The 11,156-nt window shown below is 38.2% G+C and carries 12 protein-coding genes and 1 pseudogene; 8 read left to right on the top strand and 5 right to left on the bottom strand.

Annotation, left to right across the window (positions count from 1 at the left end; all coding sequences use genetic code 11):
- Positions 1-34: 34 nt before the first annotated feature.
- Together MKY45_RS08245 and MKY45_RS08240 are read right to left on the bottom strand one after the other, a co-directional pair.
- Positions 35-1,042, bottom strand: a complete 1,008-nt coding sequence (locus MKY45_RS08245; protein WP_042532968.1) for a sensor histidine kinase — start codon at positions 1,040-1,042, stop codon at positions 35-37.
- The gene (locus MKY45_RS08240; RefSeq protein WP_256705983.1) at positions 1,029-1,730 is read right to left on the bottom strand and encodes a response regulator transcription factor; all 702 of its coding nucleotides are present in this window, start codon (positions 1,728-1,730) and stop codon (positions 1,029-1,031) included. The genes MKY45_RS08245 and MKY45_RS08240 overlap by 14 nt, the downstream gene beginning before the upstream one ends.
- A 357-nt stretch (positions 1,731-2,087) precedes the next feature.
- Between MKY45_RS08240 and MKY45_RS08235 the strand changes: the two genes are divergently transcribed.
- The 4 genes from MKY45_RS08235 (at position 2,088) to MKY45_RS08220 (ending at position 4,741) form a co-directional block, all read left to right on the top strand.
- Positions 2,088-2,579 (top strand): RNA polymerase sigma factor, encoded by a 492-nt coding sequence (locus MKY45_RS08235; protein ID WP_193063893.1) that lies wholly within the window; start codon positions 2,088-2,090, stop codon positions 2,577-2,579.
- Positions 2,576-3,259 (top strand): zf-HC2 domain-containing protein, encoded by a 684-nt coding sequence (locus MKY45_RS08230; protein WP_256705982.1) that lies wholly within the window; start codon positions 2,576-2,578, stop codon positions 3,257-3,259. The genes MKY45_RS08235 and MKY45_RS08230 overlap by 4 nt, the downstream gene beginning before the upstream one ends.
- Before the next feature lie 160 nt (positions 3,260-3,419).
- Positions 3,420-3,893: an AraC family transcriptional regulator gene (locus MKY45_RS08225; protein WP_042532958.1), complete on the top strand. Its 474-nt coding sequence runs from the start codon at positions 3,420-3,422 to the stop codon at positions 3,891-3,893.
- Positions 3,894-4,180: 287 nt separating this feature from the next.
- A complete protein-coding gene (locus MKY45_RS08220; RefSeq protein WP_193063895.1) occupies positions 4,181-4,741 on the top strand; it encodes a biotin transporter BioY in 561 nt (186 codons plus the stop codon).
- Between the two features lie 148 nt (positions 4,742-4,889).
- On the opposite strand, the gene MKY45_RS08215 is transcribed toward MKY45_RS08220, so the two are convergent.
- The gene (locus MKY45_RS08215) at positions 4,890-5,441 is read right to left on the bottom strand and encodes a recombinase family protein (RefSeq protein ID WP_042532954.1); all 552 of its coding nucleotides are present in this window, start codon (positions 5,439-5,441) and stop codon (positions 4,890-4,892) included.
- 87 nt (positions 5,442-5,528) lie between these two features.
- Here MKY45_RS08215 and MKY45_RS08210 point away from each other — a divergent pair, with 87 nt between their 5' ends.
- The 4 genes and pseudogenes from MKY45_RS08210 to MKY45_RS08195 all read left to right on the top strand — a co-directional run.
- Entirely contained in the window at positions 5,529-6,965 is a 1,437-nt protein-coding gene (locus tag MKY45_RS08210) for a SulP family inorganic anion transporter (RefSeq protein ID WP_193063919.1), read from the top strand.
- 15 nt (positions 6,966-6,980) lie between these two features.
- Positions 6,981-7,400, top strand: coding sequence for a universal stress protein (locus MKY45_RS08205; protein WP_042532950.1), 420 nt, complete (start codon positions 6,981-6,983; stop codon positions 7,398-7,400).
- A 133-nt stretch (positions 7,401-7,533) separates the two neighbouring features.
- On the top strand, positions 7,534-8,760 hold the full coding sequence (locus MKY45_RS08200; RefSeq protein ID WP_341172822.1) for a hypothetical protein: 1,227 nt from the start codon (positions 7,534-7,536) through the stop codon (positions 8,758-8,760).
- 133 nt (positions 8,761-8,893) lie between these two features.
- Positions 8,894-9,400, top strand: a pseudogene (locus tag MKY45_RS08195) (ArsB/NhaD family transporter); the annotation flags it as partial.
- Between the two features lie 220 nt (positions 9,401-9,620).
- Here the strand turns inward: MKY45_RS08195 and MKY45_RS08190 are convergent.
- Both MKY45_RS08190 and MKY45_RS08185 read right to left on the bottom strand, forming a co-directional pair.
- On the bottom strand, positions 9,621-9,905 hold the full coding sequence (locus tag MKY45_RS08190; RefSeq protein WP_341172821.1) for a hypothetical protein: 285 nt from the start codon (positions 9,903-9,905) through the stop codon (positions 9,621-9,623).
- A gap of 29 nt (positions 9,906-9,934) precedes the next feature.
- Positions 9,935-11,101, bottom strand: coding sequence for a transposase (locus MKY45_RS08185; RefSeq protein ID WP_341172820.1), 1,167 nt, complete (start codon positions 11,099-11,101; stop codon positions 9,935-9,937).
- Positions 11,102-11,156 lie beyond the last annotated feature (55 nt).

Here is an 11,156-nt window from a genome sequence, read left to right as displayed (position 1 = left end):
GATGACATAACCTGCTGATAAAGTGAAACTTCATTTAGCGAGCTGCTTCTCCCTGATAGAATTTAATTAAAAAAGTGGTTCCTTTTCCAGATTCACTTATTACTTCAATATCTCCCTGCTGATTAGCAACAATCGAATAAGCCATCGCCAAACCAATACCAACACTGCCATCAGCCGCCTGACTTCCTTTATAAAAACGTTTAAAAATATGTGGAAGCTCTGCTTTCTCGATACCTTTGCCATTATCATTAATTCGTATTTCTGTAAAAATAGCATTTTCCTCATAAGAGATGGAGACTTTTCCGCCATGCGGGGTGTGTTCTATTGCATTCTTTAAAATATTAATACAAGCCTCTTTCGTCCAATTTTTATCGCCTATAAAAGTCACCCCCGGCTTTTCTTCTATCTCCAGCTCTATCTCCTTCAGCTCCACAGGAATCTCCATTGGTGCAACAACTTCTTGTATAAGCTGGTCCACTTCAACCTTTTCCTTGCTGAATAAAGTAGTTCCCGCATCGATTTTGGAAAGCTTTAATAACGAGGATACAAGCCATTCCATCCGTTCTAATTGCCTGCGAATATGATATGTAAATTCATGCCGCTTTTCCGTCTCGATATTCGGATTGCTTAATAAATCAGCCATTACGGTCATCGAAGTCAGCGGCGTTTTGATTTGATGAGAAATATCGGAGATTGCATCCGTGAGTTTTTCTTTATCCTTCTGCAGCCCTTCCTGCTGTTCAGATAGCATCCGGGTCATTTTATAGATTTCATTTTTTAATATACTGAGGTCCCCTTCTCTATTATCCCGGACATCGAGCGCGGTATCTCCTGCCATAATTTTTCGTAAATAACCGGATAACTGGATAATCCGCTGATAGCGCCAGGCCATCCATACCATATAGCAACTCGCCAGGCTCCCGCCCACAATCACAATATAGACAGCTGTGACAGGAGAATGCATATATCCTAATAGCATGCCGATTCCTAAAATCAATACCGTGGAAGTGAGAAAAAAACAGATTTCTTTATTTCGTAACATCTTCTGCCGCCATTCTGTATCCCAGCCCTCTGACTGTTTCTATGATTGCCGGCTGCTGCGGATTATCTTCAATTTTCTTTCGAAGCCGTTTAATATACACCGTAAGCGTATTATCGTTGACAAACTCGCCAGCCACATCCCATATCTGTTCCAGCAGCTGTTCCCGAGACAATATCTGCCCGCGGTGGTTGATAAAAATCATCAACAGCCTATATTCCAGTGCGGTTAATGCAAGTTCTATATTTGCTTTATATACTTTTCCTTCTAACGGAAATACCTCCAGCGAATCAAGGTGGACAGAATCCTTCTCCTGCGTGTTATTTTTTTGATAACGCCTGAGCACGGTTTTAATCCGTGCACTTAATTCACGTATACGAAATGGCTTGGTAATATAATCATCTGCCCCTATATCCAGTCCCATTACCACGTTCACTTCATCATCGGCAACGGTTAGAAATATAACCGGGACATCTGCACTTTCTTTGACACGCCGGCATAAATCATAGCCGCTGCCATCAGGCAAAGATAAATCAAATAAGCATAGAGAAGTGCTGTCTATCTCTGTGTCTATCCTTTCCTCTGCTCCTTGCGCATGATGACAGACGATTACTTCATAGCCTTCTTGGCTTAGGGAATACTCCAAGCCGGAAGCAATTGTTTTATCGTCTTCTACAATGAGTAATTTCATAGCTGTCCCTCCATTTATCTGTTTCATTGCTGTTAACTGATATCTATGGTCATTATACAAATGAATTTCAAGAATTTATAGGATTAATATATATTTTCCACTTTTCTTTTAATATGTTCTATGAACGATGAGACTGTTTTTGATTCGTTTGTTTATCATTTAGAGACCTATTATTCTCCCGATACAGCTGTGTTCCCTCTATTTAGACCTGCTGCTCATTGTTTACAGAAGAAGGTAAATAGCAGAAAATAATAGAGTTGGAAAAAAATATTGTAACGAATCAGTAAATTCTTGGATATATAGATGATTAAACATTTAACAATCATTAATTAGATTACCATTGAGAGGAGGTAAAAAGTGAACACAGAGGAGGTTTATCAGGAATATGGAGACTTTATTTTTAAATACTTATTAACACTGACCAATAATAGTCAGACGGCTGAAGAACTGACGCAAGAAACATTCTATCAGGCTATTAAATCCATCGATAACTTTCATAACAATGGAAGAGCTAAATTTTCTACCTGGCTGTGTGCTATAGCAAAAAATGTCTGGTTACAAGAACTGCATAAGGAAAAGAAAAGGAAACAATTAGAAGAATCGCTCCAGAATGAGGATACGCTATCTTATCATTTGGAGGAAGAATATTTTAAGAAGGAAAATAAAATCAATTTTTTCAAGCAAGCCCATCAGCTTGATGAGAAAAAGCGTGAAATTATTTATCTCAGGCTGCTGGGGGATTTATCTTTCAAAGAAATAGGATTGATTTTCGGAGAATCAGAAAACTGGTCCCGGGTAACATTTTATCGAGCTAAACAACAATTACGAAAGGGTGGCCAAAAGGAATGAACCATAGTGTCTTCAAAGATTTAGTACCTAGTTATATTGAAAACCTGACAAGTGATGAAACAAATAAACAGATGGAAGAACATATGGAACAATGTGCGGAGTGCCGGGAATACTTTAAAGAAATGCAAGAGGATTTGATAGTAGAACACACCCATGAGCAAAAAGATGAGAAAAGAAATATTGATTATCTGAAAAAGGTTCGGTCAAAAAACAGAAGAAAGATTTTCATGATAACAGGATCGCTGCTGGCACTATTTCTTCTTCTATCTATTGGTTATTATTTCCTTTTTGTCCATATGTGGATAGCAGATGAAAATAATGTGGAAACAACCATTCAGCAGCAGAATCAAACAACTACGCTGACTTTTCAATCAAAAAATGATAACCGCTACCTTTTAGCCATGCTGCAGCCAGGAGATAAAGAGTATATTGATACAATTATTATCTATGAAAATTGGAATATCCTTGCAGATACGAAATTAAATTATTTTTCAGAAGTGGCAAGTGATCACCAAAATGGAAGTGAGATTACGTATACATTTTTAGATGAAAATACGTTATTGCTACCTGATGGAACAGAAAAGAAATTGACAGAGGAAGATATAATACACATTCAATATAAAGACCGTACGAAAGAAATACAATTAAAGGATTTGTACAACGCAGAAAATAATAATTAATTGGAGAGAATCGTCATCAGATAACCTTTCACCTAAAAATAATAAAATTTCAAAATATCATTTTTAAAATTATTTTAAAACTCTGGTTGTTTTTCATTTTAAAGGGACTTATGATGTTCATAGACGCCGGCGTACTTATATTTTTAGGAGAATGTTTATTATGAAATTAGAACAAATTTCAGATCTGCCAATTGTCTATATGCGGAGAACTGGTGCATACGGAGAGGAAAATAATCAGCTAATGGCTAGATTTAAGCATTGGATGACCTATAACAATGTTTCAAAGGGTAATTTATTGACAGATAATGCAGTTGTATTAGGTATTATTTGGGACAATCCAGCACATGTTCCTCCCGAGGCGTGCAGATACGATACAGCGCTTGTATTGTCTGCCCAACAGGAAATAACTGATGAATGTGTCCAACAGGCTATTTTACAAGGCGGCAGCTATGCTGTTTTCACTATTGAACATACTCAGGAAGCAATGAACAGAGCATGGCAGGTTATTTTTTCTGAATTAGCTGGTGCTGGCTATCAGTTAGATGAGACAAGACCGATTTTGGAGCGGTATATGCCTTTCATGCTTGAAAAACATGTTTGTGAAATTTGCTTGCCTATCCAGAATAGAATCTAAAAGAAGAGGCTTTTTAATGTGTGAATACTGGCTTTACTATAACTAAATTTGATATAGAAGTATAATTATTCTCTAGAATTAAGGATTAAATTAAATTTCATTCCTCAGTAGTTTCCCTCTGTCCTTATACATAGCCTTGTTACTGCTTTTGAATATAAGGAGAGGTTCTCCTGAGGATTTATTATATTTCCGCATTTCATTGTCACCCATTTTAAAATAATGGTTGACAATTAAGTATATATTCCCTTATTCTATTAATATCAAAACTAGAAAGCGTGGGAATAAAATTGAAATTAAGAGATATGATGTTTATGTCGCTATTCGCAGCAATCGTGGGGGTTCTGGCTATTTTCCCTCCTATTCCCGTTCCTTTTATTCCTGTACCGATTGTGGTACAGACGCTTGGCATCATGCTTGCAGGCGGAATATTAGGAGCAAAACGAGGCGGACTCAGTGTCTTGCTTTTTGTTTTTCTCGTTGCGGTAGGAGTCCCCTTATTAACCGGCGGACGCGGCGGTTTAGGCGTGCTTATCGGGCCGACGGGAGGATATATTATATCCTGGCCGATCGCAGCATGGATTATCGGGTACTTAACAGAAAAAAGTTTTCGTCACCTGACCTATTGGAAGCTCGTATTAATTACAACCTTTGGCGGGGTTATCATTGTAAATATTATCGGTGTTACCTATTTATCTATTTTATCTAACCTTCCATGGGGACCGACCGCTATTTCTGCCTTGGTCTTTTTACCAGGAGACATTTTAAAAGCACTGATTGCCAGCGCCGTTATTATAAAAATCACTCAGGTGTATCCTCTGATTGATAGGAAAAAGCGTGTTACATATTAAGGTGAAAAATACTTGGACAATAAACGATTAGAAATAGCATCTTTTAGGCAGAAAACAAAATTAAATTAGAAAACCTGACGCAGGAAGATATTGGACTAGAAGAACCTCATCTGCAAATATCAATAGATAGCTCCAATATCTTCCCAAATCAATTTTCCCCTTCAAATGATTCCAAATAACGATAAAGCGTTGACTTACTTATCCCTGTTTCATTTTTAATATCAAATAATTTAAAGCCATCCTGATACATCGCAATCGCCTTTTTAATATTTTCATCCGATTTCTTAGGACGCCCAATGGTTTTCCCCTGCTGCTTCGCCTCATACATCCCTTGCGTTGTAGATTGTTTAATACTGTCTGATTGGAATTGCAGAATATATGCCATCATGTCCTGTAAATGAATGTTTAGCAGCGTATCACTTTGAATATCCTCATTCAGAAAATGGATTTTCACATTATCTTTTTCACATACTTTTAATACTTCCATCAAGTGGTGAAAGGTATCCGCTAAGGCAATCATTTTTTCTACAAGGATACTGTCTCCTGATTGCATCTCCATCAATAGATTCTCCAGCTGGATTCGTTTTTTCGGCGTTCCATGTGCTTCTTGAAAAATCCGGTCACATTTTCCCTTTAAAGATACTAGTTGATTTTGAGAATGTTTATCGTTATATAACGGTCTTGTATAGCCATATATCATATTATCCGCTCCTATTTATTTCCCTGAAGGGTTCCTTTTTGGGAAAGTTAGTGCTACAATGTGAAAAGAATTTTAGAAAAGGAGTTTATCATGCAAACTTTAAAACAACAATGGTTCGGTAATATCCGGGCTGACATCTTATCCGGCATTGTCGTTGCGCTCGCTCTTATTCCGGAAGCAATAGCTTTCTCCATCATAGCAGGTGTTGATCCAATGGTCGGATTATATACCTCATTTATTATTGCTGTAGTCATTTCTTTTGCCGGCGGCCGGCCGGGAATGATTTCCGCAGCTACCGGAGCAATGGCATTACTTATGGTTCCACTGGTCAGAGATTATGGTCTCGACTATCTTTTGGCAGCCACCATTTTAACAGGTATTATTCAGCTTATCTTTGGTATTTGCAAGGTTGCTAAAGTCATGAAATTTGTTCCAAATGCCGTCATGATTGGCTTTGTCAATGCATTAGCTATTTTGATTTTTATGGCCCAGCTGGAGCATTTTATCGGTATATCGACCATGACTTATCTATTTGTGGGGATTACGTTAATCCTATTATATACTTTACCACGGTTTATCAAAGTAATTCCAGCTCCATTGATTGCTATTGTCGCATTAACATCCATTGCCATATTCAGCGGCGTCAACCTTAATACAGTAGGGGATCTTGGAACAATCACTCAGACACTTCCGTCTTTTTTTATTCCGAATGTACCGTGGACATTTGAAACGCTGCAAATTATATTTCCATATGCGTTATCCATGGCGATTGTCGGGTTGCTGGAAACCCTGCTTACCTCACAGATTGTCGATGATATGACTGGAACGGAAAGCAATAAAAACGGGGAAGCACGCGGGCAAGGAATAGCCAATTTTATTACCGGATTCTTTGGCGGAATGGCCGGCTGTGCGATGATCGGCCAGTCGGTGATTAATGTAAAATCTGGCGGGCGCGGACGTTTATCTACGTTCATTGCCGGTATTTTTTTAATGTTTCTCATTATTGTACTGGGTGATCTGGTTGTTCAAATCCCCATGCCTGTTTTAGTCGGCATTATGATTATGGTAAGTATCGGAACATTTGATTGGAGCTCCTTTAACTATTTAATAAAGGCTCCACGTACAGATGCCATCGTGATGTTAACTACTGTTATCATCGTCGTCTACACCCATGATTTATCCAAAGGAGTTCTTGCCGGAGTGCTGTTAAGTGCTATTTTCTTTGTAATAAAAATTTCAACTGTTAAAATTTCCAAAGACGGTAATCGTTACAGCATTCATGGGCAGCTCTTTTTCGCTTCCATCGATGGATTTGTTGATTACTTTAAAAAAGCGAATATCCAGAGTAAAAAAATCCAGATTGATTTCTCTGACAGCCGCGTTTGGGATGATTCTGGTGTCGGCGCCATTTTAAAAGTATCGGAACTGTTAAAATCCAAAGGAATTCAGGTGGAGCTTGTCGAACTGGATAGTTCAAGTAAAAAAATAATGGATAAATTAAATGGGGTTCTATCCTCACATTAAAAGGAGAGATATTTCATGTATAAACATATCTTACTTGCTTCAGATGGTTCAGAAAACGCGGTGCGTGCTGCTCAAGAAGCGGTTAAAGTGGCTTCATTTGATAAAGAATCCGTTATTGACGTGGTGTATGTCATTGATATTGAAAAATCAAAGTCAGATGTTCTCCATGCAAATTCCAGTGAAGCCGTTGACTTAGAACGCCGTAAAAAGAATTCGAAAGTCATCCAGGTTCTAAACCAGGCAAATGCAGCCTATCAAACAACGATTCTGCGTGGAAAGCCCGGTCCCGAAATTGTTCAGTACGCCAATCAGCAAAAAGTAGATATGGTTATCATCGGCAGCCGCGGTTTAAATACGCTTCAGGAGATGGTTTTAGGAAGTGTCAGCCATAAAGTGATGAAGCGGGTGAACTGCCCGGCGCTGATAGTAAAGTAATCTAATACAGCAGCTGATGTTTTCAACTATGCCACTATGACCAAGGGTTAACAAATAATGAATTGTAGGATATAATTATTTTTCGATATTTAATTAGCAAAAGAATTAATTTTCAAATAAAGGATGGAATTGGATGAAAAAAAGATTTTTTTACGGTCTGATAATTATTTTATTTGTTATCCTTGCCGGGTGCAGCGATTCAGAGGAGCAGTCGGATAAAACTGCTGACAAAGCTTCTGATGACGAAACAAAAGAAACCACAGAAGACAATAGTGAATTAACAGAACAACTGAAGAAAGAACTGGATGAATTAGATGATGGGCTGCCGAGGGACGCAGCGGAATTCTTACTGGAGGAATTCGGAGAAACTGCCAACGTGGATTCCACACTCGTTTCAGATGATTTTTATATACTGGATAAACGAGAAGCTGATGGTAAGTTAATGCGATTTTATGAGGAACCGCGTCATTTAGTGTCTGAGATTGCCCAATATGATGATGACGGAGGAGAGACAAACGGGCTGTTTGTAAACATGCTGGGAGATATCGAAGCAGATTCGGAAACAACTTATATAGAACGTTTAAAGGATACGAAAAAAATACTTGATTTTTTATTTGACTATAGTGATCAGGAATATGATATTCATACAGTGATATGGTCCTATCCGATAAAAGGTCATGCCGCTATGGAGCAATATGGAAGTATCAGCAGCACCATCATAGCCGAGAGAATAACAAGAGAGCAATATGAAAATGAATGGGAATCCGTTGATTTTGATCATATAACGATGGATGAGATACGTGATATGGAAAATACACCGATTGTCGATAATAGTCTGCTCTACCCTTTTACAGACCGGCTTGACCGGCACGATGTTCTCGGGCAGACATATGAAGTTAATGATTTAAGTGTTACGCTGGAAGAAGCAGAAAGATTAGATGAATATGACGGTGTATCTATTGATGAATTTTGTGCTGCAGAAGATGAAGATCGTAGCTGCAATTCTTTTATAAAAGCAAACTTTGTCATTAAAAATGACCGTGATTATGATATGGCTGGTTTTTCAACATTTTTGTTTGGTTTGAGCTGGACAATGGATGATGGTCAGATCCAAGAGACCTCTCCCTTAACTGATACAGCGAATGGATTTGATTTCCCCAATTTGGAGTATGATATTTTTCTACCTTCCGGTGAGGAGAGAGCGTTTGAGGTAGTCTTTGCTGACTATAATGATGTTGAGCACGTAACCATCAACTTTAACAACTATGTATTTGATGAGGTTAATAACACCAGCAATGATTCGATGGGGCCGATGGATCAAGACCTTAATTTGTCCTGGCTGCTGGAAGAAATTTTATAAAACATATAAGGATAGGTTTCACTTTTCTCCTCGTTTAAGTGTAAATCTATCCTTTTTTTGATAAAATGAAAGTCTGTATTTTTAATAATTTGTATAAGTTACATTTCAGTTAATTAAAATAAAGGAGATCACCATGACACCTACGCTTATACTTGCACTTATTATTTTTTTCATCACACTTATTTTCGTCATTTGGCAGCCTAAAGATTTAAATATTGGCTGGTCTGCAACAGGCGGAGCAATTCTTGCCATTGTATTTGGAGTTGTCGAATGGAAGGATGTTCTGGAAGTAGTTGGCATTACCTGGAATGCTACCTTAGCCTTTGTGGCCATTATTTTAATCTCCTTAGTTTTAGATGAGATTGGCTTATTTGAATGGTCTGCACTGCATATGGCGAAAGCAGCCAAAGGAAACGGCCTGAAAATGTTTATTTACGTCGGTACATTAGGCGCAATCGTAGCCGCGTTATTTGCCAACGACGGAGCAGCCCTTATCCTGACACCAATCGTACTGGCTATGGTTCAGCACCTGCATTTTAAAGCACATATGATTTTTCCGTTTATTATCGCCGGAGGATTTATTGCTGATACAACCTCCCTCCCTTTTATCATTAGCAATCTGCTGACAACTCCCACAGCTAAAGCAGTGGGGTTCTAAGGTACTCATACACTTCTTAACAGTGCCCTGATCTTTCTATAAAAAAGAGTTTCCACTGAAATACTGATGTATATTCTCTTAAAACATTTACGGACGTATTGCGAGGTTGCAAGGCACTTCACCAAGTCAGCCTGAAAAGACCTCTTGTGTGCTTGTCGTTCCGCTTCTCTTGGACGTTGTCATGACCAATCAGGTTTGTTTTTTAAGCGATAAACGAAAGTATTGTTTTACTTCCCTTCTGTTTTAACCGTTCTATTTCAGAATGATGCAGTTCTATAAAACGATTCCATTTAGCATGGCATAAATCGATATCAACAGCATCAAGGGTTTCATTTGTATTAGCTATTAAAAAGGCGCTATATAAATCACGTTGTATACGAAATTCTCCAAAATCATTCCAACGTTCTGAAAGTTGTTTCTTCTCGTATTTTCCTGTTACATGATTAAACTGACTAGCTTTGATGGCATAAGTATCTACCTTCTTCATCTCAATTTTCCGATAATTCAATTTTCGTTCTATAATAGTGAGCAGCATTGCGGGGGCGCGCTTAGCAATGGATTTTCCAAACCGTTTTTTTTGATTAATCTTTCCGTTCGTGTTATTTCGTGTCGTAGGGCGCGTTTTTGTAATGATTGAAATCGCATGGTTTCTACTCGAATATCGGAACCAAGAGAAAGTATATCGTTTGCTAGTTTCTCATGAGACATTTTTCGCCTGCCAGCAGCTTTGCGATAGTGTTCTTTCTGTTTTTCACGCAGCCTTTCATATCTTTTGGAGTAATTCCAAGTTAATCTGCCTTTTTTGATGGTTCCATTTTCATGAAAGTTGTTCGGATTGGTGCTTCGTTTAGACCTATCCATTTTGCGTTGGATTCTTCTTAGTTCTTTTTCATCATGGTGACACGCTGGAGCAAGTTCACGAAGTTCGACTTGGTTGTCACTGCTAATCGCAATCGTAGATGTACCAATGTCTAATCCAATACGTTTTGTTTCGTCATTAGCAACTTTTCTATTTCTTTTGGCTGGTGGATAACCTTCTTGAATAAGTTGAACAAAATAGCGTGTTTTTCCACGGATTTCTCTTTTTAGAATACGCACATATTTTGTTCTGTCCTTAAGAGCTAAATGGGCATATTCATCATCATCCTTAGGAGAAACCGGCATGCACAGCCAATTTTTTGGTTTAGGTATTCTCTTGGTTGGTTTATCGCCCCAAAGAATTTCTCCTTCTCTATATCTCAATCCAGTTTGGTTTGATTTGTTTTCTATAGAAATATCATCGTTTGCATGTTTGAAATGTACTTTTTTGGCTTTTCCAAAATGAAGCTTTTCAACAGTTTGAAAAGCCCTTGTTGCTAGTTTCTGAGCCTCCAAACTGCCAATGTGTTCTTTGAATTTATGTTGGGCTTTCTTTATAAAATGATGGATTCCATATGCAGAAAAGCCATATTCTAAACGGATATCCGCTAATTTCTTTTGACGTTCTTTCGATTTAGGTTCATTCAGCAATGCGCGATAACGCTTATCACTTTTCACTGTTTTATGTCGTTTCAGAGCTTCCCCCAGACAAGCATTATAGAGCATTCTTGCGATGTTGAATTTCTTTTCCAACCGATGCTGTTGCCAAAGGGGTATATGCAAAGGAAATTCAATCGTATAACTTGGTGTATGCTTTCTTGTCATAGGTCCCACTCCCCTCTCGTTTCGTTATTTCGGTTTCGTCTTCATACGAACTGTC

It is taken from the genome of Oceanobacillus sp. FSL K6-0251 (assembly GCF_038004725.1).
GTDB lineage: Bacteria > Bacillota > Bacilli > Bacillales > Amphibacillaceae > Oceanobacillus > Oceanobacillus oncorhynchi.
Note: the sequence above shows the minus strand (reverse complement) of the source record. Positions and strands in the feature narration are given on the sequence as shown.

Excerpts from the sequence above, each read along its gene's own strand:
- MKY45_RS08245 (WP_042532968.1), bottom strand. The coding sequence starts at position 1,042 with ATGTTACGAAATAAAGAAATCTGTTTTTTTCTCACTTCCACGGTATTG.
- MKY45_RS08240 (WP_256705983.1), bottom strand. The coding sequence starts at position 1,730 with ATGAAATTACTCATTGTAGAAGACGATAAAACAATTGCTTCCGGCTTG.
- MKY45_RS08230 (WP_256705982.1), top strand. The coding sequence starts at position 2,576 with ATGAACCATAGTGTCTTCAAAGATTTAGTACCTAGTTATATTGAAAAC.
- MKY45_RS08225 (WP_042532958.1), top strand. The coding sequence starts at position 3,420 with ATGAAATTAGAACAAATTTCAGATCTGCCAATTGTCTATATGCGGAGA.
- MKY45_RS08215 (WP_042532954.1), bottom strand. The coding sequence starts at position 5,441 with ATGATATATGGCTATACAAGACCGTTATATAACGATAAACATTCTCAA.
- MKY45_RS08205 (WP_042532950.1), top strand. The coding sequence starts at position 6,981 with ATGTATAAACATATCTTACTTGCTTCAGATGGTTCAGAAAACGCGGTG.
- MKY45_RS08200 (WP_341172822.1), top strand. The coding sequence starts at position 7,534 with ATGAAAAAAAGATTTTTTTACGGTCTGATAATTATTTTATTTGTTATC.
- MKY45_RS08190 (WP_341172821.1), bottom strand. The coding sequence starts at position 9,905 with ATGAAGAAGGTAGATACTTATGCCATCAAAGCTAGTCAGTTTAATCAT.
- MKY45_RS08185 (WP_341172820.1), bottom strand. The coding sequence starts at position 11,101 with ATGACAAGAAAGCATACACCAAGTTATACGATTGAATTTCCTTTGCAT.